The 26,615-nt window shown below is 73.3% G+C and carries 28 protein-coding genes and 1 pseudogene; 20 read left to right on the top strand and 9 right to left on the bottom strand.

Going from position 1 to position 26,615, the window contains the following annotated elements:
• The first annotated feature begins 204 nt into the window (after positions 1-204).
• From N8J89_RS04470 to N8J89_RS04495, 6 genes are all read left to right on the top strand, one after another.
• Entirely contained in the window at positions 205-918 is a 714-nt protein-coding gene (locus tag N8J89_RS04470; RefSeq protein ID WP_283663084.1) for a CAP domain-containing protein, read from the top strand.
• A 35-nt stretch (positions 919-953) separates the two neighbouring features.
• The gene (locus N8J89_RS04475; protein WP_283663085.1) at positions 954-1,835 is read left to right on the top strand and encodes a biotin--[acetyl-CoA-carboxylase] ligase; all 882 of its coding nucleotides are present in this window, start codon (positions 954-956) and stop codon (positions 1,833-1,835) included.
• Between the two features lie 83 nt (positions 1,836-1,918).
• A complete protein-coding gene (locus N8J89_RS04480) occupies positions 1,919-2,449 on the top strand; it encodes a PH domain-containing protein (RefSeq protein ID WP_283663086.1) in 531 nt (176 codons plus the stop codon).
• On the top strand, positions 2,449-3,399 hold the full coding sequence (locus tag N8J89_RS04485; RefSeq protein ID WP_252485189.1) for a hydroxymethylglutaryl-CoA lyase: 951 nt from the start codon (positions 2,449-2,451) through the stop codon (positions 3,397-3,399). The genes N8J89_RS04480 and N8J89_RS04485 overlap by 1 nt, the downstream gene beginning before the upstream one ends.
• A complete protein-coding gene (locus tag N8J89_RS04490) occupies positions 3,396-3,974 on the top strand; it encodes a GNAT family N-acetyltransferase (RefSeq protein WP_283663087.1) in 579 nt (192 codons plus the stop codon). Before N8J89_RS04485 ends, N8J89_RS04490 begins: the two co-directional genes overlap by 4 nt.
• Positions 3,971-4,630, top strand: a complete 660-nt coding sequence (locus N8J89_RS04495; RefSeq protein WP_283663088.1) for an adenosylcobinamide amidohydrolase — start codon at positions 3,971-3,973, stop codon at positions 4,628-4,630. Before N8J89_RS04490 ends, N8J89_RS04495 begins: the two co-directional genes overlap by 4 nt.
• Here N8J89_RS04495 and N8J89_RS04500 read toward each other — a convergent pair.
• Positions 4,599-7,313: an ATP-binding protein gene (locus tag N8J89_RS04500; protein WP_283663089.1), complete on the bottom strand. Its 2,715-nt coding sequence runs from the start codon at positions 7,311-7,313 to the stop codon at positions 4,599-4,601. The genes N8J89_RS04495 and N8J89_RS04500 overlap by 32 nt on opposite strands.
• Positions 7,314-7,532: 219 nt before the next feature.
• Between N8J89_RS04500 and N8J89_RS04505 the strand changes: the two genes are divergently transcribed.
• Genes N8J89_RS04505 through N8J89_RS04525 form a run of 5 tightly spaced genes read left to right on the top strand, consistent with a single transcriptional unit; the run spans position 7,533 to position 9,987 of the window.
• Positions 7,533-8,231: a hypothetical protein gene (locus tag N8J89_RS04505; RefSeq protein ID WP_283663090.1), complete on the top strand. Its 699-nt coding sequence runs from the start codon at positions 7,533-7,535 to the stop codon at positions 8,229-8,231.
• Positions 8,231-8,713: a hypothetical protein gene (locus N8J89_RS04510; RefSeq protein ID WP_283663091.1), complete on the top strand. Its 483-nt coding sequence runs from the start codon at positions 8,231-8,233 to the stop codon at positions 8,711-8,713. Before N8J89_RS04505 ends, N8J89_RS04510 begins: the two co-directional genes overlap by 1 nt.
• Positions 8,710-9,237, top strand: coding sequence for a hypothetical protein (locus tag N8J89_RS04515; RefSeq protein ID WP_283663092.1), 528 nt, complete (start codon positions 8,710-8,712; stop codon positions 9,235-9,237). Before N8J89_RS04510 ends, N8J89_RS04515 begins: the two co-directional genes overlap by 4 nt.
• A gap of 18 nt (positions 9,238-9,255) precedes the next feature.
• On the top strand, positions 9,256-9,420 hold the full coding sequence (locus tag N8J89_RS04520) for a hypothetical protein (RefSeq protein WP_283663093.1): 165 nt from the start codon (positions 9,256-9,258) through the stop codon (positions 9,418-9,420).
• Positions 9,421-9,438: 18 nt separating this feature from the next.
• Positions 9,439-9,987 (top strand): hypothetical protein, encoded by a 549-nt coding sequence (locus tag N8J89_RS04525; protein WP_283663094.1) that lies wholly within the window; start codon positions 9,439-9,441, stop codon positions 9,985-9,987.
• Here the strand turns inward: N8J89_RS04525 and selD are convergent.
• Positions 9,960-10,931 carry a selenide, water dikinase SelD gene (gene selD, locus N8J89_RS04530; protein WP_283663095.1) on the bottom strand — a complete coding sequence of 324 codons (972 nt, stop codon included), beginning with the start codon at positions 10,929-10,931 and terminating at the stop codon, positions 9,960-9,962. The two genes, N8J89_RS04525 and selD, sit on opposite strands and share 28 nt — an antisense overlap.
• Positions 10,928-11,371: a MaoC/PaaZ C-terminal domain-containing protein gene (locus N8J89_RS04535; protein WP_283663096.1), complete on the bottom strand. Its 444-nt coding sequence runs from the start codon at positions 11,369-11,371 to the stop codon at positions 10,928-10,930. Before N8J89_RS04535 ends, selD begins: the two co-directional genes overlap by 4 nt.
• 98 nt (positions 11,372-11,469) lie before the next feature.
• Here N8J89_RS04535 and N8J89_RS04540 point away from each other — a divergent pair, with 98 nt between their 5' ends.
• From N8J89_RS04540 to N8J89_RS04555, 4 genes are read left to right on the top strand one after another with little or no spacing between them, the layout of a single operon-like run.
• On the top strand, positions 11,470-11,901 hold the full coding sequence (locus N8J89_RS04540; protein ID WP_283663097.1) for a YbaB/EbfC family nucleoid-associated protein: 432 nt from the start codon (positions 11,470-11,472) through the stop codon (positions 11,899-11,901).
• On the top strand, positions 11,898-12,206 hold the full coding sequence (locus N8J89_RS04545) for a WXG100 family type VII secretion target (RefSeq protein ID WP_283663098.1): 309 nt from the start codon (positions 11,898-11,900) through the stop codon (positions 12,204-12,206). Before N8J89_RS04540 ends, N8J89_RS04545 begins: the two co-directional genes overlap by 4 nt.
• Before the next feature lie 37 nt (positions 12,207-12,243).
• The gene (locus N8J89_RS04550; protein ID WP_283663099.1) at positions 12,244-14,421 is read left to right on the top strand and encodes a glycohydrolase toxin TNT-related protein; all 2,178 of its coding nucleotides are present in this window, start codon (positions 12,244-12,246) and stop codon (positions 14,419-14,421) included.
• The gene (locus N8J89_RS04555) at positions 14,418-14,708 is read left to right on the top strand and encodes a hypothetical protein (RefSeq protein ID WP_283663100.1); all 291 of its coding nucleotides are present in this window, start codon (positions 14,418-14,420) and stop codon (positions 14,706-14,708) included. The genes N8J89_RS04550 and N8J89_RS04555 overlap by 4 nt, the downstream gene beginning before the upstream one ends.
• Before the next feature lie 25 nt (positions 14,709-14,733).
• Here N8J89_RS04555 and hisN read toward each other — a convergent pair whose 3' ends face one another.
• A complete protein-coding gene (gene hisN / locus N8J89_RS04560; RefSeq protein ID WP_283666096.1) occupies positions 14,734-15,525 on the bottom strand; it encodes a histidinol-phosphatase in 792 nt (263 codons plus the stop codon).
• 17 nt (positions 15,526-15,542) lie between these two features.
• On the opposite strand from hisN, the gene N8J89_RS04565 reads away from it, so the two are divergent.
• Both N8J89_RS04565 and N8J89_RS04570 read left to right on the top strand, forming a co-directional pair.
• A complete protein-coding gene (locus N8J89_RS04565; protein WP_283663101.1) occupies positions 15,543-16,217 on the top strand; it encodes a response regulator transcription factor in 675 nt (224 codons plus the stop codon).
• A 15-nt stretch (positions 16,218-16,232) separates the two neighbouring features.
• Positions 16,233-17,510: a sensor histidine kinase gene (locus N8J89_RS04570; RefSeq protein ID WP_283663102.1), complete on the top strand. Its 1,278-nt coding sequence runs from the start codon at positions 16,233-16,235 to the stop codon at positions 17,508-17,510.
• Positions 17,511-18,331: 821 nt separating this feature from the next.
• On the opposite strand, the pseudogene N8J89_RS04575 reads toward N8J89_RS04570, so the two are convergent.
• From N8J89_RS04575 to N8J89_RS04585, 3 genes and pseudogenes are all read right to left on the bottom strand, one after another.
• Positions 18,332-18,811 (bottom strand): annotated as a pseudogene (locus tag N8J89_RS04575) (GtrA family protein); the annotation flags it as partial.
• A 36-nt stretch (positions 18,812-18,847) separates the two neighbouring features.
• A complete protein-coding gene (locus N8J89_RS04580; protein ID WP_283663103.1) occupies positions 18,848-19,435 on the bottom strand; it encodes a GtrA family protein in 588 nt (195 codons plus the stop codon).
• A gap of 114 nt (positions 19,436-19,549) precedes the next feature.
• Positions 19,550-21,823 carry a sigma-70 family RNA polymerase sigma factor gene (locus tag N8J89_RS04585; RefSeq protein ID WP_283663104.1) on the bottom strand — a complete coding sequence of 758 codons (2,274 nt, stop codon included), beginning with the start codon at positions 21,821-21,823 and terminating at the stop codon, positions 19,550-19,552.
• Between the two features lie 149 nt (positions 21,824-21,972).
• Between N8J89_RS04585 and N8J89_RS04590 the strand changes: the two genes are divergently transcribed.
• The 3 genes from N8J89_RS04590 to purE are packed head-to-tail and all read left to right on the top strand — an operon-like array spanning position 21,973 to position 24,526.
• Positions 21,973-22,800 (top strand): GGDEF domain-containing protein, encoded by an 828-nt coding sequence (locus N8J89_RS04590; RefSeq protein WP_283663105.1) that lies wholly within the window; start codon positions 21,973-21,975, stop codon positions 22,798-22,800.
• Between the two features lie 30 nt (positions 22,801-22,830).
• Positions 22,831-24,024 carry a 5-(carboxyamino)imidazole ribonucleotide synthase gene (locus N8J89_RS04595; protein ID WP_283663106.1) on the top strand — a complete coding sequence of 398 codons (1,194 nt, stop codon included), beginning with the start codon at positions 22,831-22,833 and terminating at the stop codon, positions 24,022-24,024.
• A 1-nt stretch (position 24,025) separates the two neighbouring features.
• Positions 24,026-24,526: a 5-(carboxyamino)imidazole ribonucleotide mutase gene (gene purE, locus N8J89_RS04600; RefSeq protein ID WP_283663107.1), complete on the top strand. Its 501-nt coding sequence runs from the start codon at positions 24,026-24,028 to the stop codon at positions 24,524-24,526.
• A 4-nt stretch (positions 24,527-24,530) separates the two neighbouring features.
• On the opposite strand, the gene N8J89_RS04605 is transcribed toward purE, so the two are convergent.
• Both N8J89_RS04605 and N8J89_RS04610 read right to left on the bottom strand, forming a co-directional pair.
• Entirely contained in the window at positions 24,531-25,370 is an 840-nt protein-coding gene (locus N8J89_RS04605; protein WP_283663108.1) for a MurR/RpiR family transcriptional regulator, read from the bottom strand.
• Positions 25,354-26,595 (bottom strand): pyridoxal phosphate-dependent aminotransferase, encoded by a 1,242-nt coding sequence (locus N8J89_RS04610; RefSeq protein WP_283663109.1) that lies wholly within the window; start codon positions 26,593-26,595, stop codon positions 25,354-25,356. Before N8J89_RS04610 ends, N8J89_RS04605 begins: the two co-directional genes overlap by 17 nt.
• Positions 26,596-26,615 lie beyond the last annotated feature (20 nt).

Raw genomic sequence — 26,615 nt, forward strand, 5'->3', positions numbered from 1 at the left:
CGGGGCCTCCGGACGCGAGTGCCAAACCTTTCCCGGACTTTTCGGGTCAGACCGTAATCCCTCCGGGCGATTTTCCGTCCTCCAGACGAGTGGCTGGGCCCGCACCCCTGCTCGGGCCCAGCCACTGCCCGTATCCGGCAACCCGGAAGGACCCCTGGACAAGTGACCGCGCATGAAGGGAGCACACGGTGGCGGCGGAACCGGATGACCATCGGCGTGCTGGCCGCCGTGACGGCGGGAGTGGGTGTGGCGGCATGGCTGACCACACCGACGCCCTCGCCCAAGCCACTGGCGGCTCCGGTGCCCCTCTCCGCCGGCATCATCGACCCCGGTTCCGGCGTGGGTGGCCCTGCCCCGTCCGAGTCCGCCGAACCGACTGAGACCACCAGCAGCACCAGCACCGAACCGAGCACCACCAGCAGCAGCACCACCACGACCACCACCAGCTCGACGCCTGCCTCGACCAGCGCCAAGCCGACCAGCAAGCCCCGTCCCACCAGCACCACGCCCAGCCGCACCCCGAACCCGCCGTCCGGGGACGCCGCCGAGCAGTCCGTGCGCGAGCTGGTCGACGCCGAGCGCGCGAAGGCGGGCTGCGCCGCGCTGCGCTGGGACGACCGGCTGGCCACCGCGGCCCGCAAGCACAGCGCGGACATGGCGGCCAAGAACTACTTCGCGCACGAGTCCCAGGACGGGCGCTCCCCGTCCGACCGGGTCAAGGCCGAGGGCTACCCCGGTGGCGCGGGCGAGAACATCGCCGCTGGTCAGAACAGCCCGGAAGCGGTGATGAAGTCCTGGATGAACAGCCCTGGGCACCGGGCCAACATCCTGAACTGCGGCTACAAGGCGCTGGGTGTCGGCCTGCACAAGGGCGGCAGCTACCGCTTCTACTGGACCCAGAACTTCGGTCTGAGCTGACCGGCCACTCACCTGGGTTTTCGTACACTGTCCGGGTGCGTGACTGGGACGATCAGGCGTCCGCGGAACGGCCCCCGCTGGACGCCGAAGGGCTGCGCGAGAAGCTCGCGCGGCCGGGCGGGCCGTACGCGGCGCTGGAGGTCGTCTCCTGCACCGGATCCACCAACACCGACCTGGTCGCCGCCGCGCACTCCGGCGCGGCGGACCGGACGGTGCTCATCGCCGAGACCCAGACCGCGGGCCGGGGCCGCAACCAGGACCGGCAGTGGTTCTCACCGCCCAGGGCCGGGCTGTACCTGAGCGTGCTGCTCCGGCCCGAGGGCGTGCCCTTCCCGCGGCTGGGCTGGCTGGTGATGCTGGCCGGGGTGGCGGTGGTCAACGCCGTCGGCGACCTGTGCGAGGTGCAGGCCCGGCTGAAGTGGCCCAACGACCTGCTGGTCGGCCCGGACCTGGCCAAGTGCGGCGGCATCCTGGCCGAGGTGGTCACCGGCACGCCGGAACCGGCGGTGGTGCTGGGCATCGGCGTGAACGTGCACCACACCAGGGAGGAGCTGCCGGTCGGGCCCGGCGGGCTGCGGCCGACCTCGCTCGCGCTGCAGCAGGCCGCCTGCCTGGACCGGCAGCTCATCACGGTGCGGCTGCTGGAGGAGCTGGCCAGGGCCGAGGCGCACTGGCGGGCCGCCGAGGGCGATCCGAGCCGGTGCGGACTGGCCGGGGACTACCGCTCGGCCTGCGCGACCCTGGGCAAGCAGGTCAGGGTCGAGCTGCCCGGCGGGGTGAACCTGAACGGCTTCGCCGCCGACGTGGACCTGGACGGCAGGCTGGTGATCCGCACCACCACCGGCGAGCTGAAACCCGTTTCCGCAGGTGACGTCGTGCACCTGCGGCCGGTGACCCCGCAGGGTGTGGCTGGATAGCGCCCGTCGCTGCGGTGCGGCGTCAGGCCGCGCCGGTACCGTGATCGTCGACCGAACGGTGTGCCATTCCTGGAGGAAGTGCCTTGGCCTATCCGGACGACCTGCTCGCGGACAACGAGCACGTCGTGGTCCACAAGCATCCGCACTGGAAGATGCTCATCCTCCCGGTGCTGGTGCTGCTGGTCACCATCGGGCTCTGCCTCTACCTCGCCGCCCTGGTCCAGGACCTGAGCTGGGCGAACATCGGCTGGATCGTGCTGGGCTGCCTCGGCGGCCTGGTGATCATCGTGTTCGTGCTGGTGCCGCTGGTGCGCTGGCGCTCGACGCACTTCGTGGTCACCACCCAGCGGATCATGGTCCGCGAGGGCGTGATCACCCGCAACGGCATCGACATCCCGCTGTCCCGGATCAACAGCGTCCGGTTCAAGCACGGCCTGCTGGACCGGGTGCTGGGCTGCGGCACCCTGATCGTGGAATCCGCCTCGGACGAACCGCTGGAGTTCGACGACATCCCGGGCGTGGAACGCGTGCACACCCTGCTCTACCGGGAGGTCAACGATGACCCTGAGGACGACTTCATCCGCAACCGGCCACCGCGCGAGGAAGGCCGCTGATGGGCGCGCGTGAGGTGGGGCTGCCGGCCAGGGTGCTGCCGGTGAACACCGAGGAGCTGCCCTCCAGGGTGACCATCTGGGAGGTCGGCGCCCGCGACGGCCTGCAGAACGAGCAGACCGCGGTGCCGGTGGAGGTCAAGCTGGAGTTCCTGGACCGGCTGGCCGACAGCGGCCTGTCCGTGCTGGAGGCGACCAGCTTCGTGCACCCCAAGTGGGTGCCGCAGCTGGCCGACGCCGAGGAGTTGCTGGCCGGGCTGCGCAAGCGGCCCGAGGTGATCTACCCGGTGCTGGTGCCCAACGAGCGCGGCCTGGACCGCGCGCTGGCCGCCGGGGTGGACCACATCGCGATCTTCGCCAGCGCCACCGACACCTTCGCCCAGCGCAACCTGAACAGCAGCCTGGACGTGCAGTTCGCCATGTTCGACCCGGTGGTCTCCAGGGCGCTGGAGGCGGACATGTCGGTGCGCGGGTACGTCTCGATGTGCTTCGGCGACCCGTGGGAGGGCCCGGTGCCGGTGCAGCAGGTGGTCGAGGTCGGCCGCAGGCTGCTGGAGATGGGCTGCTGGCAGCTCTCCCTCGGCGACACCATCGGGGTGGCCACGCCCGGCCACGTGGAGGCGGTGCTCGGCGGCTTCATCGAGGCCGGGGTCGACCCGTCCATGCTGGCGGTGCACTTCCACGACACCTACGGCCAGGCGCTGTCGAACTCGTTGAGCGCGCTGTACTGCGGGGTGTCCACGATCGACTCCTCGGCCGGTGGGCTGGGCGGCTGCCCGTACGCGGAGTCGGCCACCGGCAACCTGGCCACCGAGGACCTGGTGTGGATGCTGGAGGGCATGGGCATCGAGCACGGCGTCGACCTGGACCAGCTGGTCGCCACCAGCGTGTGGATGGCCGAGCAGCTGGGCAGGCCGAGCCCGTCCCGGGTGGTGCGGGCGCTGGCGAAATGACCGGGCGGCGCCGCTTCCAGCCGCTCGAGGAGCGGAGCTTTCCGTTGCTGGAGAAGCTGTTCGGGCCCAACGGCGCGCAGTCGGGCTGCTGGTGCATGTGGTTCCGCCGCACCAACGCCGAGATCAGCGCCAATGGATCGGCGGGCAACCGCGCGGCGCTGGCGCAGCTGTCCCGCACTGGGCAACCGATTGGACTCCTTGCCGTGCAAGGGGAAACCCCGGTCGGCTGGGTCGCGGTCGCCCCACGCGAGCAGCACTCCCGGCTGGCCCGGTCGAAGGTGGCCGCACCGGCGAGCAAGGACGAGGACACCGCCGGCGTGTGGTCGGTGACCTGCTTCTTCGTGCACCGCACCGCGCGCGGGCAGGGCCTGACCGGCGCGCTGCTGGCGGCCGCGGTGGACTACGCGCGCGAGCACGGGGCCGAGCGGGTGGAGGGGTTCCCGGTGGACACCCTTGGCGCGAAGAAGAACTCCGGCGAGCTGTACCACGGCACGCTGAACCTGTTCCTGGACGCGGGTTTCCGGCTGGTCGAACGCCGGGGTACGCACCGGGCGCTGGTACGGCGCGAACTGTGACCCCGGAGACGCACTGGCTGGACGGCTTTCCGTTGCTGGCCTGGAAATCCGAGCGCCCGTGGCTGGCCATCTCCTCCGCGGTGCTCGGCGGCGGCATCGGCGAACGGAGCTGGGTGCTCAACGCCACCGTGCCCACCGGCTACCACCGCACCGACCCGGAAGTCCACTGTGGACAGATGGCGGCGCGGATCGGCTTGTCCGGCAACGGGACCGCGCTGCTGACCGCGGTGGACGTGCGGCACGCGGTGCACAGCGCGAGCGAAGGGACCAGGGTCACCGCGACCACCGGGGTCGGCCAGCCGGTGTGGGCGGCCTCAGCCGATCCGCTGGTGTGGCGGCCGCCGCCGGGCACCATCAACGTGGTGGGCCTGCTGCCGGTGCGGCTGACCGAGGGCGCGCTGGTGAACGCGGTGGCCACGGTGGCCGAGGCGAAGGCGCAAGCGTTGGCGCAGAACGGGATCGAGGGCACCGGCACCTGCACCGACGCCACCGTGCTGCTCTGCCCGGCCGACGGCGAGGCCGAACGCTACGGCGGGCCGAGGTCGCTGATCGGCTCGGCGCTGGCCCGCGCGGTGCACGCGGCGATCACCGAGGGACTGCGGATTCCGGCCAGCCAGGCCAGGTTCAGGGCCGGGGGAGCTCGGTCCGGCTGCTGATGCCGAGCTTGCGGTAGGCGCTGCTCAGGTGCAGCTCCACGGTCCGGCGCACCACGAACAGCCGGGCCGCGATCTCCCGGTTGCTCAGCCCGAGCGCGGCCAGGTTGGTCACCCGCAGCTCGGTCGGCGTCAGCGACTCCAGGCCGCTGTGCGCCTGCCGCCGCGGCCGCGCGCCGGAGACCCGCAGCTCGGCCCGGATCCGCCGGTCCACCACGGTCGCCCCGCACTGCTGGGCCAGCGCCCCGGCCAGCCGCAGCTGCTCGCGGGCCTCGGCCAGCTGGTTGGTCTTGCGCAGCGCGGTGCCCAGGTCGGCCAGCGCGCGAGCCTGCTCCAGCGGGGCCTGCGCCTCGGCCAGCACCCTGGCCGCCTCGCGCAGCAGCTCCACCGCCGCGCTGCCCCTGGCCAGCACCCCGGAGACGCGCAGCGCCGCGCCGATGGCCTGCGGACTGCCCCAGGACCTCGCCAGCGCCAGCTCCTCCATGGCCAGCGCCTTGGCCGTGCCCAGCCTGCCCAGCGCGGCCAGGCCGATCGCGGCGCCCGAGCGCCAAGGCACCACGGCCGGGTTGGACATCCGCCAGGCGTCCAGCCTGCGGCCTGCGCACAGCAGGTCCTCCACGCCTTCGGCCGCGGCGCCGGTGGCGATCCGCAGCCGTCCGCGCCCGGCCAGCAGCCAGGCCCCGGCCAGGCCGCCGGGCAGGTTGTCCGCGGCCAGCACCTCCTCGAAGAGCCGGTGCGCGCCCTCCACGTCCCCGGTCTCGGCGAGCGTGTCGGCCAACCGGGTGGCCGCGGTCACCGCGAGGCCGTGCGCGTACCGGGGGCCGAACCGGACCAGGGTGTTCAGGCAGGCGCGGGCGTCCTCCCGGCACTGGGTGAGCCTGCCCAGCCGGTAGCCCACCTCGGTGCGCACGGCCAGCGCGAACGCGGTGTCCGCGGGCGAGCTGGCCTGCTCGAACAGCAGCTCGGCCTGCCCGGCCGCGGCCTCGTTGGCCCCGGCGATGGTCAGCGCCAGCGCGGTCGCCGGGGCCAGCGAGGCCAGCGCCCAGTCCCGCACCCGGTCCCGGTCGGTCCCGGCCAGCACCGCGCGCACGCACCACAGCACCGGCGGCAGCTCCCGCTCCGGCTGCGGGGTGAGCCGGGTGGCCGCGGTGGAGGAGTGCAGCAGCGCCAGCAGCGCCTCGCCGACCAGCAGCGCCTCGGCCACCGCCGGGTCGGCGCACTGCTCGCGCACCTCGGTGAGCACCCGCAACCCGTCCTCGTGCCTGCGGCTCAGGCACAGCAGCCCGGCCAGCTGGCGGGCGATCTCCTTGCGCTGCACCGGATCCGCGCTCACCGTCAGCGCCCTGCGCAGCGCGGCCACCGCGCCCGCCACGTCCAGGTGGCTCAGCGCCGAACCCAGCCGGACCAGGATCGCGGCCCGCTGCCGGTGGTCGAGCTGCTCGCGCAGGGCCGCGCGCAGGTAGCGCACCGCGTGCCCTGTGCGGCCGGCCGCGACCGCCTCGGTGGCGGCCAGCTCCAGCACCTGCGCCGCCCAGGACTCGCCGAGCGGCCCGGCCCGCAGCAACTCCGCGCCCACCCGCTCCGCGCCCGCGCCGCGCGCGTGCAGCAGCCGGGCCGCGCCGCCGTGCACGTGCTGGCGCGCCTCCTGGCTCAGGTCCGCGGCCGCGGCCGCCCGCACCAGCGGCTGCCGCAGCGCCACCTGGTCGCCGCGCCAGTGCAGCAGCCCGGCCTCGGTGAGCGCGTCGGCCAGCCGCGCGGCCCGGTCCGCCGGCAGGCCGCGGATGGCCCCGGCCAGGTCCAGCTCGACCTCCTCGCCGAGGGTGGCCAGCGTGCCGGCCAGCTCGCTGGCGCCCGGCCCCAGCTCGGCCAGCACCAGCCGCAGCCAGCTCACGATCTCCCCTGGCGGGCGCTCCAGCAGCGCGCGCACCGTGCTCACCGTCGGCGGCGTGCCGGACTGCCGCAGCCCGCGCAACAAGGCGTGCACCAGGAACGGGTTGCCCGCGGTGGCCGCGTGGCAGGCCGCGCCGACGCCCTCGGCCACCGGCACGCCGAGCATCGCGCCCGCGATCGTGGTCACGTCCGGGATGGACAGTCCGTCCAGGACGATGTGGTGGGCGAACCGGCCGGCCAGGTCGGCTGGCCAGACGTCCGCGGGCGCGGTGGTGCCCAGCACCAGCACCCGTTCGCCGCCGATCCGGCGCAGCAGGTAGGCCAGCCAGCGGGCCGAGGCCGCGTCCGCCCAGTGCAGGTCGTCCACCGCGATCACCAGCGGCCGCTGCTCGCTGAGCCCGACCGCGACCCGGTACAGCTCGTCCACCGCGTCGTACGGGAGGTAGCGGGTCTCGTGCCTGCCCAGCGAGCGCACCGCGGCCGCGGGCACGCCGGCCCGGCCGCCCGCGCTCACCGAGGTCAGCTGCCGGCCCCAGTCGAGTTCATTGCTGAGCAAACGTTCGGAGAACAGCTGGCGCAGCAGGCACAACGGGAAGTCCGCCTCCCAGCGGTCCGCGCTCGCGGCCAGCACCAGGTCGCCGGCGGCCCGCGCGCGGGCCAGCACCGCCCGCAGCAGAGCGCTCTTGCCGGCCCCGGCAGGGCCGCGCAGCAGCGCGCTGGTCCCGTGGCCGGCGTGCGCCAGGGAGAGCAGCTCGTCGACCGCGTTCAGCTCGACCGCACGTCCGACGAGATCCACCCACTCCTCTTTCTCTTCACGGGTCGCCTTCAGCATGGTCGCCCGATCCTCACTCAGGTTGACCCGATTGAGCGATACCCCCCGTGATCTGTCCTACCGGGAGCACGGCGAACCACAAACCTTTCGGACCCTGCCGAGAGGCCGCGGGTTCGTTCAATGAGCAGGCTCGGCAACGGAAACGAACGAGTGACCACGGCTGAGTGAACGGGGAGGTCCGAAGTGGCCGGATCAACACTGCGCCTGCGCGGCCCGAGCGGGCGGGCGGTGACCGTGCGGCTGCCGGACGCGGCCAGGGTGACCTCGGTCGCCGCGGAGGTGCGCTTCGCCGGTGGCGTGTACAGCCGGGGCTTCCAGATCGGCCCGCGCGGCTACCACGAGTTCGCCTGCCGGGAGGTGCTGCCGGCCACCGCGGCGCACCGGTTCCCGGCCGCCGGGCGGGAGGTGGTGGCCGCGGCCACCGCGGACGGCGACACCACCGTGGTCAGCTGGCTCGGTCCGTTCCACGAGCTGCTCACCGTCTTCAGCGGCCCGGCGCCGAGCCGGGAGACCCTGCTCGCGCTGTTCAACGGCCTCGACCTGGACGACCGGCCGGCGGGCCTGCGGGTGCGCGCCGCGGTCGGGCAGGTGCTGGAGCGGATCACGCTCACCGTGCACGGTCGCGGCACGGTGACCATCCCCGGCCCGGAGACCGCCCGCCAGGTGCTGCCCAAGCACCGCGGCGCGGCCACCCCCGGCGGCGAGCTGTGGCGGCTGGCGCTGCCCGGCCGGAAAGGTTCCCCGGACGCCAGGGACTACCTGTTCGTGCTGGCCGGACCGCGCGGCGCGGCCGAGGTGCAGCTGAGCCGGGACACCGGGGTGAGCACCGGTGAGCTGCTCGACTGGGTGGCCGGACTCGACGTGGCCTGGGCCGGTCGCTGATGGACCCGGTGCTCGCCCTGCTGGTCCTGGCCTGGCTGGCGATCGCGCTGCTGTACCTGGGCCTGGCCGCGGTGCTGCGCGAGGTGCGGCTGCTCCGCCGCCAGCTCACCGCCCGCCAGGCCACCGGCGCGGACCTGGCCGAACTGCGCCTGCCCACTTCCGTCACCGACCGCTTCGACGGCCCGCGCACGGTGCTGGTCGCCGACTCCGGCTGCCCGCTGTGCCAGTTCGCCGCCGCTGAGCTGGCCCGGCACGCCGACCGCCCGGTGCTGCTGACCTACGAGGACGCCGCCGCCTGGCCGGACCTGCCCGCCACCGTCGAGCTGGTCACCGACCGCGCGGCCTGGCAGGCCCTGGCCCACCTCAACCCGCCGATGCTGCTGTCGGTGACCGCCGACGGCCGGATCGACTCCCTGGTCCTGCCCACCTCCGCCGCGGACGTCCGCCGCGCGCTGCACACCCCGGAAAGGCAGCCGTCATGACCCCGCGCCTGGACCACATCCCACACGCCGACGCCACCCCGGCCACTTACTCGGCCACCAGCGGCCTGCGCGCCCTGGACACCAGGGCCAGCCGCCGCGGCGTGCTGCGCGGCGTCGCGCTGTCCGCGCTGACCCTGGGCACGCTGTCGCTGACCTGGCGCACCGCGAGCGCGGAAACCGGCCCCGGCGGCCTGGAAGGCTGGGACCGCAACGACTGCAAGGACGCTTACCCGGACGGCTACTACGAGTCCCCGGACACCGGCGGCCGGTACCGCACCGCGCCCGCGGCCTGCTTCGGCGGCGAGTTCCGCTCCAGCGAGTACTGCGCGAACGGCTGGCACCGCGCGGACACCGAGGGCGGGCAGACCTACGGCACGGTGAGCAGCTCCTGCAACGGCAAGAACGCGTGGAAGTGGCGCACGCCCGACGGCCGGGTGTACCGGTGCTCCGACGGGAACCTCACGGTGACCAGGAGCGGCACCACGAACACCTACTTCACGATCTGCCGCGCCCTGGTGCGATGAGCGGGAAACCGGCCGCCCGTGACCTCCGCTGATCGGGCGGCCCGCCGCTGGCACCCCCTCACCACCGCCACCTTCCTCGCCCTCGCCGCGCTGGCCGGGATCGCGCTCGACCCCGGCGGCCCCGGCTGGTCCTGGCTGGTGCTCGGCGCCGCCGCCGGTTTCGCGGTCAGCGGCTCCACCTGAAGCCGGAACTCGGCCGCGGTGCTGAGCTCGCCGGTCTGGCGGGGTGTCGCGCCCTTCGCGTTCGCGGGGGGACTGTTGCTCGGCGGGGTGCTGAGCGCCTTCGGGGTGCTGCTGCTCGGTTCGGTGTTGCGGCCGCTGGTACCGCCGCTCCTGGTGTCCGCGCTGGTCTGTGCCTGGCTGGCGGTGCTGGTGGCGCGGGAGTTCGCCCTGCTGCACTTTCCGTTGCCGCAGAACGCGCGGCTGGTGCCGGAGACGGTGTTCCGGCACGGCCCGGTGTTCGGCCCGCTCCAGTTCGGACTGGAGATGGGCACCGGCGTGCGCACCTACGTCACCAGCGGCCTGCCCTACGCGCTGCTGCCACTGATCGCGTTCCTGGCCGGTCCGGGGTCCGCGCTGCTGGCGGGGCTGGCGTTCGGGGCCGGGCGGGCCGTGATGACCTTCGGGGTGCTGCGGCACGGTCCGCCCGGCGCCTGGGACGCGGCCTGGCTGCGGCACCCCCGGCTGCTCGCCGCGCTGCTCTGCCTGGCCTTCGCGCTGGCTCAGGCCAGCGTGATCGTCGGTCCCTGAGCCGGCACCAGCTCGCCGATCACCGGCGCGCCGGGCACCTCGCCGGCGACCAGCAGGCCGCCGGAGGTCTGCGCGTCGGCCAGCAGCAGAGCGTCCACTTCGGACAGTCCGGCCAGCTCGGCGTGCGGGCGCACCCAGTCCAGGTTCCGCCGGGTGCCGCCGCTGACGAACCCGGCCTCGGCGGCGGCGCGCGCGCCCTCCAGGTAGGGCACCGCCTTCGGGTCCAGCACCGCGGTGACGCCGCTGGCGCGGGCCAGCTTGTGCAGGTGGCCGAGCAGGCCGAAGCCGGTCACGTCGGTGGCGCACCGGGCACCGCAGGCCACCGCGGCCTCGGCGGCCCGGTCGTTCAGCGTGATCATGGTGGCGACGGCCTCCGGGAAGACCTCGCCGGTGCGCTTGTGCCGGGTGTTGAGCACCCCGGTGCCCAGCGGCTTGGTCAGCGACAGCGGCAGGCCGGGCCGCCCGGCGTCGTTGCGCAGCATGCGGTCCAGCTCGACCAGCCCGGTCACCGCGAGCCCGTACTTGGGGTCGGCGTCGTCGATGCTGTGCCCGCCGCCGATCGGGCAACCGGCCCGCGTGGCCACCTCCGCGCCGCCGCGCAGCACCTCGGCGGCCAGCTCCATCGGCAGCAGTTCGCGCGGCCAGGCCAGCAGGTTCACCGCCAGCACCGGGCGGCCGCCCATCGCGTAGACGTCGGAGAGCGCGTTGGCCGCGGCGATCCGGCCCCAGTCCGCCGCGTCGTCCACCACCGGGGTGAAGAAGTCGGTGGTCAGCACCAGGCCCCGGGTGTCATCGAGCCTGCGCACCGCCGCGTCGTCGCCGTTCTCCGCGCCCACCACCAAGTCCGGTTGCGCACCGGTCAAACCGGTGAGCAGCGGTTCAAGCTCGCCGGGCGGGATCTTGCAGGCGCAGCCGCCGCCGCGGGCGTACTCGGTGAGCCTCATGACCTGGTGCCGAACATGCCGGTGAACGCGGCCCGCATGACCAGGTCCTCGTCGCGGAACAACCGGCCGATCATCTGCACCAGGCCCAGCCCCTCGCGGCTGGCCGACCGGCGCGCGGAGACCACCTCCAGCTCGCTGCGCAGCACGTCGCCCGGGAACACCGGCTTGGACCAGGACAGCTCGGTGAGACCGGGCGAGCCCTGCGAGGTGGAGCCGGTCAGCACGTGGTCCACGTAGGACCGCATCCACAGCGAGCCGGTGTACCAGCCGGAGGCGCACAGCCCGCCCAGCACCGAGGCCGCCCCCGCCGCCTCGTCCAGGTGGAAGGGCTGCGGGTCGAAGCGTTCGGCGAAGGCCAGCATCTCGTCCTTGTCGATCACGATCTGCCCGAGTGGGATGATCCGTCCGGGAGTGAGGTCCTCGTACGCGATGGCCACCATGTCAATGATCGTCGCACCGAATTCACCCGGAACGAGGGGAACCGAGTGGGGCGTTCGGCCGTCAAAGGGGTGACCTGCGTCCCACCCATGGAGGTCTCGTGCCGACCGACCACAAGGCCCAGGTGGCCGAACTGATCGCCGACTACCGGCGCAGCCGGGACCAGCTCGGCACCGTGCAGCGCGCCTTCCGCGAGGTCAGGGAGAGCGCCAGCAGCGAGGACGGCGTGGTCACGGTCACCGTCGGGCCCCGCGGCACCCTGCTCGACCTGCGCATCACCGAGCAGGCGTACCAGCGCTACCGGGCCGCTGAGCTGGCTGCGCTGGTGCTGGAGGTGACCGCAGCGGCGGCTGAGCTGGCCGCGGCCAGCGCCCAGCGCGCGCTCGCCCCGCTGCTGCCGGCCGACGCCGATCCGCAGGCCGTGCTGGACGGCAGCGGCGACCTCACCACGGGAGAGCTGAACCTGCGGGCGCGGCAGGCCGATGAGGACTTCGAACAGCAGAACTGGCTGCGTGCGGGAGGCGAGCGGTGAGCGGGTTCCGGACCGAACACGAGCGGCTCAGCCGGGCCGCCGGTGACTTCGACGACTACCGCGAGCGGGCCGAGGCGATCGCCAAGGCGCTGACCGCGAAGCTGGCCGAGCTCGGCGAGTGCTGGGGCTCGGACGCGGTGGGCCGCAGCTTCGCCAGGACGCACGTGCCAGGGGCGACCAAGACCCAGCAGCGGCTCGGCGAGCTGCCCGGCGAGCTGGCCGAGGTCGGCGGCAAGTTCGCCAAGACCGCCGAGGAGTACCGGAGCACCGAGCAGGACAACGAGCTGGGGCTGCGCCGGAGCTGACGGGCTTGGCGAGTCGGGGAAGTCGGGGAGAGGACGTATGGGTATCGAACTGCCGCCGGAACTGGCGCAGATCGCCACCGCGCTGAACGTGCGCTGGCCACAGGCCGACGAGGACAAGATGCGCGAGGCGGCCAAGGCCTGGCGCACCGCCGGTGACGGGGTCACCCGGTTGTCCACCGAGACCGACGCGGTCGCCCAGCACGCGCTGACCGGCGCGAAGGGCCGCGCGGCCGACGGCGCCCGGCGGCAGTGGAACGGGTTCGTGGCCGCCGACCACGGCCGGATGCCGTTGACCGCCAAGGGTTGCCTGGAGGCGGCGCAGCGGCTGGAGCACGCGGCCGGCCAGATCGAGGCGACCAAGTCCAAGATCGTCGCCGAGCTGGTGAAGCTGGCCAAGCAGGACGACGTGGCCCAGCTGCTCGCGCAGGAGGGCGGCCGGGAGGCGCTGGCCTCGCGCAGCTCGCTGGCGGCCGGCGTGCTGGCCAACCTGACCCAGCTGACCGACGCGCTGGAGACCGCGGTGCGCAGCACCAGCGGCGTCTCGATGGACAACGACGTGCACCCGGTCACCGGCCCCGGCGCGGTCGACCCCAGCACCGGCTACCCGATCGACCCGGCCACCGGCATGCCGATGGACCCGAAGACCGGCCGCCTGATCGACCCGGACACCGGCAACCTGGTCGGCCAGGCCGGGAACTACATGCGCGACCCGCAGACCGGGCAGCTCATCGACCTGCGCACCAACCAGCCGGTGGACGCCGGCACGCTGCCGCAGTACGACCCGGTCACCGGCGAGCCGATCGGCGGCGCGGGCAGCCCCTCCGGCGCGCCTCCGCCGGCCGCCGCGCCCGGCACCCAGCCCCCGCTGCCGCCGGATCCTCGCCAGCCGGAACTGCCCGTTCGGGCCGGGGACCACGAACAGCCGTCCTTCGGCCCGCAGCCGGGCAAGGGCGCGCCGCCGCCGTACTACGACCCGTCCCCGCAGACCGGCCCGATCGAGCTGCCCCGGCAGCAGCCCGCGCCGCCCCCGCCGGTCTACTACGACCCCACCCCGACCCCGCCGATGCGCCAGGGACCGGGCCCGAACGAGGTCCGGCTGTCCTTCGCCGGCGCGCCCGAGCCGGTCGCCGGTCCGCCCGCGGCCCCGCCGCCGGTCGCGCCGCCACCGGTCGCACCGGCCGCGCCGCCGCCCAGCTTCCAGCAGTTCGGCCCCGGCCAGCCGGGCACGCCGTTCGCGCCACCGCCCGCCGCGCCGCCGCCCGCGGCCCCGCCGGTCGCCGCACCCGGCCACGCCGCGGCCGCCGCCCCGCACGCGCCCGCGGGCGCGGGGGCCGCCGCCGGTGGCGCGGCCGGGGTCGCGCCGGTGCCGGTGCACGGCGGCCGTGGCGGTGTCGGCATGGACGCCGGGTTCGGCCCGAACAAGGACTGGCGCGGGGTCCGCCCCGGCGCGGGATATCTGGAGATGGCTCCGGGAGTCGCGCCGGTGGTCGAGCCGGACCGCCCGGTGGCGCCGGCCAAGCTGTCGCTGCCCGCCCGCAAGGACGACGAGCTGGCGCTGTTCCTGGTGCACCTGTTCCCGCTGGGGCACATGCCGAGGCCGACCAACCGGCCGGCCCGCCAGCTGCCCCGCCCGCGCGCCGAGCTGGACTACGCGGCCGGGCTGCGCTTCCCCCCGCACGACCACCCCCGCTCCGAGCTGATCACCGGCTACCCGGTGGCGCAGGTCCCGCGCACCCCCGGCCTGGCCCCCGACCACCCGGCCGTGCTCGCCCTGGTCCCGGCCTACGACCCGCTGGGCGGCCAGCACGAACGCGAGTGGGACCGCCGGTTCCTGGCCCGCCCGGCCACCGAGGACCGCGCCGCCGAGTACGCCTGGCCCCCGGCCGAGCTGTGCCCGGAGGGCGGGGTCGACCCGGACGGCGCGGAGCCGATCGTGCTCTCCGTCGGCTCGATGCTGGACCGCTTCGGCCCCAGGGACGGCCGGGTGTTCGCGGTGGACGGCACCCCGTTCGCCGAACGCGGCCTGCCCCCGGAGCTGATCGGCCACGGCTACCACCGGTTCCGGGTGGCCCGCGAGCTGCCGGTGTGGCGCACGGTGGCCGCGCCGTGGTTCGGTCAGGCGGGCGGCGGCATCCGGTTCCGCACCACGCACGCCGCCGCCGAGCTTGTTGCCCTGGGTTTCCTGGTCGAAGTGGGAGAGGACACGAACGCGTGAACGCGGAGTCGATCGGTGAGTGGCTGCGCGCGCTGGGGGTGCCGCCGCAGGTGGTGTCCATCGGCGCGGAGGCCGACAACGCGTGGTGCCTGCTGCGCGACGAGGTCGCCGACGAGGAGGGCCAGTTCGGCTGGGAGGTGTTCTGGCGCGAACAGGGCAACCGGTACGACTGGGCCAGGTTCTCCAACGAACAGGTGGCCTGTTTCTACCTGTTCGGGCGACTGACCTGGGCGCAGGTGTCCCGGGGCGCGTTGGGGGTCATGCAGCAGGTGCCGCCGATGGCGTGAGCCCCGGCGGCCCCGCCGCGAGCCGTCAGTGCGCGAGCTGGTCCAGCGCGAGCTGGTGCAGCAGCCCGTTGCTGGTCAGCACGCTGCCGCCGGTGTAGTCCGGTTTGCCGGACAGGTCGGTGAACCGGCCACCGGCCTCTTCCACCAGCACCTGCGCGGCGGCCACGTCCCACGGGTTCACGACGGCCTCCGCGGCCAGGTCGATCACGCCCTCGGCGACCAGGCAGTGCTGCCAGAAGTCGCCGAAGGCCCGGTTCTCCCAGCAGGCGTCGACCAGCCGCAGGTAGGCATCCCTGGAGTGGTGCTCGACCCAGGAACCCAGGTGGGTGGTGGACAGGTAGGCGTCGGCCAGCTCGCGCACGCCGGAGACGGCCAGCCGCTGCGGTTCGCCGCCGGTGGGCGCGGCCCAGGCCCCGGCTTCGCGGGCGGCCCACCAGCGGCGGTGCAGGGCGGGGGCGCTGATCACGCCGACCACCGGGCGGCCGTCCTCGACCAGGGCGATCAGGGTGGCGTAGGCGGGCACGCCGCGCAGGAAGTTCTTGGTGCCGTCGATCGGGTCGAGCACCCAGACCCGCCCGGCGCCGGTGTCCGTGCCGCCGCGTTCCTCTCCGGCGACCTCGTCCGCCGGGCGTTCGGCGGTGAGCACGGCCCGGATGGCGTCCTCGACGGCCAGGTCGGCGTCGGTGACCGGGGTCCGGTCGGGTTTGCGTTCCACGGCCAGGTCACGGGCGCGGAAGCGGTCCAGGGTGATCGAGTCGGCGGTGTCGGCCAGGCGCAGCGCGAGATCAAGATCCGCGGAATACGTGGTCACGCCGATGAGCCTAGGCTGGTGTCGTGAGTGTGGTGCTGCTGGCTGAGGACGACCCCGCCATCGCCGAACCGTTGTCCCGCGCGTTGCAGCGCGAGGGCTACTCGGTGCACGTGGTCTCCGACGGAGTGAGCGCGCTGGAGGCGGCCAGCAACGGCGAGGTCGACCTGTTGGTGCTGGACCTGGGCCTGCCCCGGCTGGACGGGCTTGAGGTCTGCCGCAGGCTGCGCGCGAACGGGCGGGGCATCCCGGTGCTGATGCTCACCGCCCGCGCCGACGAGGTCGACTTCGTGGTGGGCCTGGACGCCGGGGCCGACGACTACGTGGCCAAACCGTTCCGGCTGGCCGAGCTGATGGCCCGGATCAGGGCCCTGTTGCGCCGGCGCTCGCCGGGCACGCTGGAGGCCAGCGGGGTGCGGCTGGACCTGGCCGCCCGCCGGGTGCTGGTCGACGGCCACGAGGTGACCCTGGCGAACAAGGAGTTCGAGCTGCTGCGGGTGCTGATGCAGCGCGCGGGCCAGGTGGTGAGCAGGGACGACATCCTGGAAGAGGTCTGGAACGACCCCGAGCTGCGCGGCAGCAAGACCCTGGACATGCACATCTCCTGGCTGCGCCGCAAGATCGGGGACACCCAGGGCGGCAACACCGAGCGCCGGATCGCCACCGTGCGTGGCGTCGGGTTCCGGTTCAACAGCGACTAGGCGGGAGGGATGCCGGTGCGCCGTCGAATCCTGCAGTCCACCCTGCTCGCGGTGGCGGTGACGGGTGTCGCCCTTGGTCTCCCGCTGGGCTACACCGCCATAACGGTGGTGCACGACGTCACCCACCGGGACCTGGCCAACCGGGCCCGGCAGGTCGCCGCGCAGCTGGACAACCAGCTCGCCGACCACCAGCAGATCGACCTGGCCGCGGTCGAGGTGCTGCGCCCGGAAGGCGGCCAGATCAGGATCACCGGCCTGGCCTCCGGCGACCGGGAGCTGGGCGCGAGCCCCGGCCCGGACGAGATGAGCGAAACCGTGCCGATGGCCCAGCACGGCAAGGTGACGGTCGCCGCCAGCGCCGCCCCCAAGCGCACCGACCAGCTGGAGGTCGCCGGGGTGGTCACCCTGCTGGTGGTCCTCTCGGTCGGCATCGGAGCCACGGTCGCCACGGTCACCGCCCGCCGCCTGGCCGAACCCCTCCGCCACGTCGCCGACCGGGCCGCGCGCCTGGGCGCGGGCGACTTCCGCCCCGACCCCCGCCGCTACCGCATCAACGAGCTGGACAAGCTCGCCGAGGCCCTGGACACCTCCGCCTCGGCCCTGGCCCAGCTCCTGCAACGCGAACGAGAGCTCATCGGCGACGTCTCCCACCAGCTCCGCAGCAGACTGACCGCCATGCAACTCCGCCTGGAGTCCCTGGCCATGCACGCCGACGGCGCCACGGCGGAGGACGCCAACGCCGCCCTGGAACAGGCAGAACGCCTCTCCACCGTGCTGGACGAACTCCTCGCCGCCGCCCACGCCGCCCGAGCCGTGGACGCCGAACCGGTAGACCTGGCCGCCCAACTCCCGATCATGGTCCAAGAATGGCGAGCCAGCCTCAGACAACACGGCCGAGCCCTCCGCCTGCGCGCCCCAGCAGGCCTACTGGCCAGAGCCACCCCGTCCCGCCTCCGCGAAACCCTGGGCGTCCTGCTGGACAACGCCCTGCGCCACGGCGGCGGCACGGTGCACGTCTCCGCCCGCAGCGGCGACGCGATGGTCGTGGTCGAGGTCACCGACGGCGGCACCGGGGTGCCGGAGGACCTGGCCGCGCACATCTTCGAGCGGGGCGTGTCCGGCGGCGGGTCGACCGGGGTTGGACTGGCACTGGCGCGGGCGCTGGTGGAGGCCGATGGGGGGCGGTTGGAGCTGTCGGTGCCGAGAACGGCGACGTTCAGCATCTTCCTGCCGGTACCGAGAGCGGACGACGTGCCGGACCTGCGCTGGCCAACCGAGGCGAGTCCCCGCTAGGCGAGGGTTGAGCTTCTGCCTTTGCTTTTGATCGCAACGGAGCGGCCGGTCTGGGTGGTTCTGCTTCGACGGCCTGGAAAAAACACACCAGCCCTGTCAAGCGCCCCACGTTCCAGCCCACCGTCACAAACCGCTGGGACCGGGGCGCTTGACAGGGCTGGTTTGGTTTTGGAAGGCCGTCGAAGCAGAACCACCCAGACCCCGCGGAACCACCCACGCTGCTGCAAGCGCGCCAACACAAACTGGCACTGGTCTGCAACTCATCTCGCTGCCTTTGATCTTCCCCCCCCCTGCTTTGATGGTCTGCCCGTCCGGCGAGGACATTCTTTTATCTTTTGTTTTAGATCAAAATCGAAAAGAATGTCCTCGCCGGACGGGCAGACCACCGGAGGGGTTTGACAAGTCAAAAGCCGGGACGAGCAGGTTGCGGGGCTGAGCAGGCTGCCGACTCAAGACCCAGCGTGCTCGCGGTCCTCTCGTCTTCTCCGGACGACCTTCCGACAGCAAACCACACCTCCCCACCCGGCCCCCGTCACGTTGAGAAGCTAGGGCGGCGGCAGGTTGCAGGGGCCGGGCGGGGAGGCGCGGTCAGCAGTCTCCAGGCCGTACGGAGAAGACGAGAGGCCCTCTTCGTGGGTTTTCACCCCAGGCCCGAACCTGGCCGCTGGTTAGGAGTGCCCCAGGTGCTCTTCGTCCTCATCGCTTCGCTTCCGCGAGGTGCGATGGGGCTTTCCGTTCTCCTGCCCGTTCGCCACGATTTCGTCGTTCACGACCGGAGCCTGGACGACAACCGTTCCGTAAGTCTTGTTCGGCCGCACGCCCTCTTCCGGGAAGACGAACTTCCGGAACGCCCACCACCGGAACAGCATCCCGATCAGCACGCCGCCGACCTGTCCGATGAAGAAGTCGCCGAGTTCCTGGGAGAGCAGGCTGACATCCGGGTACCGCAGGTCCAGCACGTACCGGGAGAACGCCAGCGGGGCGGTGTAGATGCCTACCGCGATGCCGCTGACCAGGAAGTACAGCGCTGCCTCGTGTTGTTTCTCCCGGCCGCCTCGGGTGCGGAAGGACCACTCCCGGTTCAGCACGTAGGAGACGATGGTCGCCACCAGCACCGCGATGCCCTTGGCGATCAGGGGCTTGGTGTCCAGAACGGTCAGCTTGAGGCCGTAGAAGACGGCGTTGTCGATGATGAAGGTGGTTCCGCCGACGAAGGCGAACTTCAACAGCTCACGGTGCTTCAACAGGACCCGCCGCAGGCCCTGCGGCAGCAATCCGAGCACGGTCTCCACTACGGCCACTCCGGCAGTCTACGGATCCCGTTCACCCGTCTGGCCTCAGCGCAGCGGAACGGACCGCTCCTCCGTGGTGGCCAGGCGCTTCTCCGGGCGGGGCGCGCTGACCGTCTTGATGATGGTGTGCACCTCGGGCTTGGTGACGACCTTGGCCGCGGGGAAGACGAACTTCCGGAAGGCCCAGAAGCGGAACACCATGGCCAGCAGCGTGCCCACGATCAGGCCGCTGACGAAGTCCGCGATCTCCTGCGCGGCCCAGCTGATGTGCGGTTCGGACAGGAACAGCACGTACCGGGAGACCAGCATCGGGGCCGAGCTCAGTGCCACGCCGACGCCGCTGATCAGGAAGTACAGCGCGGCCTCGTGGTGGCGTTCCCGGCCGCCACGGGTGCGGAAGGACCACTCCCGGTTGAGCACGTAGCCGACCACGGTGGCCACGATCACGCCGATCGCCCTCGCGGTCACCGGCTTGGTGTCCAGGATGGTCCACTTCAGGCTGTACATCACCACCGTGTCGACCAGGAAGGTGGCGCTGCCGACCACCGCGAACCGGAACATCTCCCGGTTCCGCCGAATCAACTCGCGGTAGCGCGGGGGCAACTTGGCGAACACGGCTTCGGCTGCGAACACTCCGGCGAGTGTAGAGATCGACGATCACACCCCCCGATCGGCCCGTGGCTTGTTCACCAACTACCGGCCGGGTATGCCGGGTTTGTCAGCGACACTCCCGGCCGACACGCCGGGTCAGCACTCCGGCAGCAGCCAGGACAGCCACGGCGGCAGCGTGGGCTTGCACGTCGGCGGTGGCGGTGGTGCGGAGGTCGTGGTGCGGGCCGGAGTGGTCGGCTTGGGCGGCTCGACCGGTTTGGTCGACGGGGGTGCGGCCGGTGGGGGCTGGGTGGTCGGGCGGTCCGAGTGGCTCGGCTCGCGGCCGCCGGTGGTCTGGGCGGGCTTGCGGCTGGTGGTGGTCGGCTTGGCCGGGGTCGTGGTGGTGGTCGGCGGCGGCGTGGTGGTGGTCGTGGTGGCCGGTGGCGTGCTGGGGTCCTGCGGGCGGTCCGGGTCGATCGGGTGGCCGCCGGGGTGGTCGCGGATGTGGATCGGCACCGTGATCGCGGCCTTGGCCTCGCCGAGGGTGCCGCTGACCTGGGCCTGGTCCTTGATCACGCCGAGGGAGGTCAGCCAGGTGCGGAACACCACCCGCTGACCCGGCTTGAGCCTGCCGGTGCAGGTCACCACGTTGCCCCTGCCCTGGCAGTGCTTGGTCCAGGCGAAGGCCACGGTGCGCTCCGGCAGCGCGATGGTCACCGTCAGCGGAGCCTCCCTGGTGCCCCGGTTGGTCGCGGTGACGTCCATCCGGATCGGCCACCACCAGCCGTGGTGCCAGGTCTCCGCGCGCAGCTCCAGCTCGTCGTTCTGCTTGACCTGCACGGTCACCTCGGACAGCGACAGGTTGATGCTGGTGCCCGAGTTCACGCTGCCGGTGATCCGCCCCGGCTGCACGTCCGGCCCCGCGGTGAGCCGGAACCCGAAGGTCACCGACTCGCCCGGCTCCAGGCCCCGCCCGGTCACGCAGGAGATCCGGCCGGGACCGCTCTGGCAGCTGATCCCGATCGCCTGCGCCGCCTGGGCCAGCACCCCGCTGCGGGCGAACCGCTGACCGGCGCCGGGCACTTCGGCCAGCACCCCGGGCGGCAGGTTCAGCGCCGCGGTGACCGGCTCGGACACCCCGTTGCCGCTGTTGCGCACGGTCACCGGCAGGTCGACCGACGGGCCACCGGGGGTGAGCTGGACCGGCTCGCTGGGCGCGGAGGCGGACAGCGTCGGGGTCGGCGCGGGCGGCGGGGGCGGCGCTGGAGGCGGCGTCGGGGGTGGGGTCGTGGTCGTCGGCGGGGGAGGGGTCGGCTGGCTGCTCGGGGGCGGCGGCTTCGGTGACGGGGGCGGTGGCTGGGAGGGCGTGGGCTGCGGCGGTGGCGGCGGTGGCGGCGGTGGGGGCTGGGTGGGCGCGACCGTCGTGGTGACCGGCGGGGGCGCGGCGACCGACGGGCTCTGCGGGGACTCGGCCGCGCTCAGCGCCACCGCGACCGCGGCGACCACGGCCGCCGCCGAGGCCCCGGTGGCCACGAACTGCCTCGGCACCGAGCTGGCCGCACCGGCCGCGCCACCGGCGCCACCGGCGGCGGCTCCCGCGGTGACCGCCAGCGCGGTCGCGCCCGCCGCCTTGGCCGCGGTGGCCGAGAGCGCCAGGTAGGCGGTGACCGCGCCGCCGAGCACCAGCGGGGCGACGAAGACCCGCATGGCCCCGTTCACGTCGTGCAGCTCCGCGGCCAGCGCCCGGCAGCTCACGCAGGTGTCCAGGTGCGCCTCGACCTGCGCGGTCTCCCGCTTGGACAGCCCGTCGCGGGTCCACGCGCCGAGCCGGTCCACGGTGGCCCGGCACTGCTCCTCGGCCACCGAGTCCAGGTGCACCTGGAGGTAGGCCTGGCGCAGGCCCTCGCGCGCCCGGTAGGCCAGCGCGGAGACGCCGTTGGCGGTCAGGCCCAGGATCGGCGCGATCTCCGCCGGGGACTGCTGCTCGACCTCGGTGTGCCACAGCACGGCCTGCCAGCGTTCCGGCAGCCGGGCGAAGGCCTTGGCCGCCAAGGTCTTCTCCAGCCCGGCGACCGCGGTGTCGGTGAACGGCACCCCGGCGTCGAAGGCGGCCACGTCGTCGGAGACCTGGACCTTCTTCTCCCGGCGGGACCGGTCGTAGGCGTTGTGCCGCAACGCGGTCAGCAGGTAGGCGCGGAAGGCCGCGTCCGGGCCCTTGCCCGCCCGCAGCGTGTCCAGGACCTTGGCGAAGGCGTCCGAGACCAGGTCATCGGCCTCGGCGGGCGAGCGCGACATCTGGCGGGCCAGGTTGTAGGCGGCGGCCACGTGCCGCTCGTACAACAGGGCGTAGGCGTCCATCGACCCCGAGCGCACCGAGTCGATGAGCTCGGCGTCACTGGGACCCTGTACCTCGTCCTGAACCGTTGCCACGCCTGCTCCATGTCGCTCACCTGGTGTGCTTGCTCAGTGTGACGGAACGCTTTGTGCTTCGTCACCTCGAACGGCGTCACGAACTGGTGGCTGGCGCGTCACCGCATCGGAGCAAGAACAGGGCCTTTCGAGAAGGAGACCGATCGAGCGTGAGTGTGCGTGAGGTGGCGCCCCGGCCCAGCCGCGGTGGCAGCGACGCGGACCTGCGTGCACTGCGCTCGCGGTGGCGGACCGCGAGCCTGGCCGCCGGCTGGCCCTTCCCCGCTGACTGGACGCTGCCCGAGGTGGACGCGGTCTGCCGGGCCGTGGTCGAGCACGGTGACGTGGCATCCGCCCTGATCAGACTGGGTCACCGCCGGGCAGAGGCGGGCGCCAGCCTGGCCGAGACCCTGCAGGACCTGGCCGCCCTGCACGCGGTGCTGGAGAGCCCGGCCGGCCGGGACGGCATCGTCTCCGCCGACCCGGACGCGGTGCCGGCCCGGTTGTTGCGGGTGGTCGCGCTCGGCTGGGCCGAGGAGATGGCCGGCCGGGTCACCACGGCCGAGGCCACCGACGGCCTCACCGGCCTGGCCACCCCCTCCTACCTGCGCACACGCCTTCGCGAGGTCTACCACGAGGCGACCGCGGCTGGGCAGCGGACCGAGGAGCGGCACGTGCTGGCCATGGTCGCGGTGGACCTGAGCCAGGCCACCGGCTGGTCCCGGGTGGTGGCCATGGTGCTGGTCGCCGACGTGTTACGCCTGGTGTTCAACCGGGGCGAGACCCTGGCTGTTGTGGGTCCCTCAGTCGGCGCAGTGCTCACTCCACGTGATCAAAGATTACCTTTGAGACTGGCCACCGCCCGCTGGTTGGTGGAGCAACGGTTGGCCGCCGACCCCGACCTGGAGGGCACGGTGTCGCTGCGGGTGTGGCTGGAAGGGCTGCCGGCCACCCATCAGGCCGCCTGCGACCTCGTCAACCACCTCGGTCGCGGCTGACCTGCCCCGCTGCACTAGGCTGACCTGCCCGTGGACCCCCGAACCGGCACCCCAGTAGTTGGCATGGTCGGCGGCGGACAGCTCGCGCGGATGACCCACCAGGCGGCGATCGCCCTCGGTCAGTCGTTGCGGGTGCTCGCCGTCTCCGAAGCCGATCCCGCCGCCCTCGTCGCGCGGGACGTGCAGATCGGCACGCACACCGATCTTGAAGCCCTGCGCCGCTTCGCCAAGGGCTGCGAGGTGCTGACCTTCGACCACGAGCACGTGCCTGCCGAGCACCTGCACGCGCTGGTCGCCGAGGACGTCACCGTGCACCCCGGCCCGGACGCGCTGATCTACGCCCAGGACAAGCTCAGGATGCGGCTCAAGCTGCGCGAGCTGGACCTCCCGGTGCCGCCGTTCACCGAGGTCTTCGAGGTCGCTGACGTGCTGCGCTTCGGCGCCGAGCACGGCTGGCCGTGCGTGCTCAAGGCCATCCGCGGCGGCTACGACGGGCGCGGGGTGTGGATGCTCAACACCCCGCAGAGCGCCGAGCGGGTGGTCACCGAGCTGCTGGCCGCGCGCACCCCGCTGATGGTCGAGCAGTGCGTGCCGATGCGCCGCGAGCTGGCCGCGCTGATCGCCCGCTCGCCGTTCGGGCAGGGCGCGGCCTGGCCGGTGGTGCAGACCGTGCAGTCCGAGGGCATCTGCGTCGAGGTGCTCGCCCCCGCCCCCGACCTGGCGCCGGAGCTGGCCCAGCGGATCCAGGAGCTGGCGCTGCGGATCGCCGCCGAGCTGGGCGTGGTCGGCGTGCTCGCGGTGGAGCTGTTCGAGACCGCGGACGGTGTGCTGGTCAACGAGCTGGCCATGCGCCCGCACAACTCCGGCCACTGGACCATGGACGGGGCAGGCACCTCCCAGTTCGAGCAGCACGTGCGCGCGGTGCTGGACTACCCGCTGGGCCTGACCGACCTGAAGGCCCCCGCGGTGGTGATGGCCAACGTGCTGGGCGCGCCCGCCCCGCCGTCGATGGGCGTCGACGAGCGGATCCACCACCTGTTCGCCCGGTTCCCGGAGGCGCGGGTGCACCTGTACGGCAAGGCGGAGCGACCCGGCCGCAAGGTCGGGCACGTGAACGTGCTCGGCCAGGACATGGCCGAGACGCGCAGGCGGGCCACCCTGGCCGCGCACTGGCTCTCGCACGCCGAGTGGACCGACGGATACGACGTGCACGGAGGGAACTGACGTGGCACCGCAGGTTGGCGTGATCATGGGGAGCGACTCGGACTGGCCGGTCATGCAGGCCGCCGCCGAGGCGCTCACCGAGTTCGAGGTGCCGCACGAGGTCAGCGTCGTCTCGGCGCACCGCACCCCGCAGCGCATGCTCGACTACGCCCGCGACGCCGCGGGCCGCGGTCTCAAGGTGATCATCGCGGGCGCGGGCGGCGCGGCGCACCTGCCCGGCATGGTCGCCTCGGCCACCGCGCTGCCGGTGATCGGCGTGCCGGTGCCGCTGAAGTACCTGGACGGCATGGACTCGCTGCTGTCCATCGTGCAGATGCCCGCCGGTATCCCGGTGGCGACCGTGTCGGTGGCCGGCGCGCGCAACGCGGGCCTGCTCGCGGTGCGCATCCTGGCCGCGCACGACGACGCCCTGCGCGCGCGGGTGGAGAAGTTCCAGGCCGACCTGGAGGCCATGGTCCTGGACAAGGACGCCAAGCTCCAGGAGCGGATCGCTCAAGGCTGACCTCTCAGGGCTGGTACGTGGCGAACTCCGTCAGCAGGGCCTCCTGCTGGCGGAGCGCCGCCGAGGCCGCGTCCCCGCGTTCCACCGCGACCGCCGTAGCCAACGCCTGCACCAGGCTGGTCAGCGCGGTCACCGAGCGCAGCAGGCCGGCGCCTGCCATGTCGGCCAGGAACACCGCGTCGGCCAGCCCCGCCAGCGGTGAGGCGGCGGTGTCGGTGAAGGCCACCGTGGTCGCGCCGACCTCCTTGGCGTGCCGGACCGCGCGGACGGTGTCGGCGGCGTAGCGGTGCAGCGAGACCGCGATGAAGACGTCCTGCCGGTCCAGCCGCCGCAGCTTGTCGGTGAGCGTGCCGGGGCCGGGGGTGATCAGCGTGACGTCCTCGCACACCAGGTCCAGCTGGTAGCCGAGCAGGTAGGCCACCGCATGTGACTTGCGCAGCCCCATCACGTGCACCCGCCGCCCCCGCGCGATCGAGCCGACCGCCAGCCGCCAGGCCGCCGGATCGACCTGGGCGAAGGTGCGCGCCAGGTTCTGCCGGTCCAGCTCGGCGGCCCGCGCCAGCACGCTGTCCCCGCGCAGCGCGCCGAACCGCCGGACCAGCTGCGCCTGCCCGGCCAGGTGTGCCCGGCACAGCTTGACCAGCGCCGGATAGCCGGAAAGCCCGCACCGCTGCGCGAACCGCACCACGGTCCCCTCGGTGGTGCCCACCGCCTTGGCCAGCTCGGCCGCGGTCTGGAACGCCACGCCCTCCGGATCGGTGAGCACCCGCTCGGCCAGCGCGCGCTGCGCGGGGCTCAACTCGGCGGCACGCAACAGCTCGGTCAGTTCAGCGAAGGTCTCCATGGCCCTTTCCGGTCAGCTCCGCGACGGCCGCGCCCAGCCGCGCCAGTGGTTCGGCGATCCAGGGCAGCGTCGCTGGATCGGTGCTGCGCAAGGCGGTCCAGCGCTGCTCGTCGGTGTCGCCGTAGAGCAGGCTGGTGGCCAGCCGGAACCGCAGCCCGCGCGGATCATCGCCGAAGGCCGATCCCGGCAGCACGCCGATCCGGTAGCGCTGCAACAGAAGTTCGGCCAGTTCGGTGGCTCCACTGGCTCGGCTCCTGGCGGCAGCCAAATCCGGGTAGAGGTAGAAGCCCCCACCCGGCACCGGACAGCTCGCCCCCGCCGCGACCACCGCCTGGTGAGCCGCCCGCACCACCGCCCGGTGCAACCCCAGCCCCGCCGCGACAAAGGCGCGCACCGGTTCCGGCTCGCTCAGCACATAAGCCGCCGCCACCTGCACCGGCGTCGACGGATTGGACCAGATCTCACTGGCCACCCCGACCAGCCTCGCGGTCAGCTCCTGGCTCGGCGTCCGGCAGACCCCGAGCCGCCAGCCGCCGAGCGCGGTCGCCTTGCTGAGCCCCGTGGTCACCACGGTCCACTCGGGAATGATCTCCGCCGGACTGAGCACCGACCCCGGCTCGTGCGCCAGGTCCCGGTAGATCTCATCGGAGATCACCATCAATCCGTGCTCGGCCGCGATCTCGCACACCGCCCGCACGGTGTCGTGCCCGGCCAGCGCCCCGGTCGGGTTGTCCGGCAGCGTCAGCACCAGCACGCCCGGCCGCAGCCCCCGTGCCCGCGCCGCCACCAGCGCCGGTCCCAGCAACGCCGGATCCGGCACACCGCCCGACCCTTCCGGCACCGGCACCCACACGACTTCCTTGCCCAGCAACGAAGCCTGCGCCGCGTAGCTCACCCAGCTCGGCCTCGGCAGCACCACGTCACCGGGCAGCACGGACAGCAGCGCGTGCAGCAACGGCTTGCTGCCCGGTCCAGCCACCACCTGTTCCGGCGTGGTGGGCAGGCCGCGCCGCTGGAAGTACCCGGCCGCGGCGGCGCGCAGTTCCGGGATGCCCGCGGTGGGGCCGTAGGAGTTGCGCCCGGCGGCCGCGGCGAGCGCGGCGGCGATCTCCGGCGCGACCGGCAGCCCGGCCTCGCCGAAGGCCAGGTGGGTCACCGGGACCCCGCCGGCGCGCAGGGCCTGGATGCGTTCGTTGGCGGCGAGCGTCGCGGACTGGGTCAGCATGACCGACACGCTACAAAGAC

The sequence above is a fragment of the Crossiella sp. CA-258035 genome, assembly GCF_030064675.1.
Taxonomy (GTDB): Bacteria; Actinomycetota; Actinomycetes; order Mycobacteriales; family Pseudonocardiaceae; genus Crossiella.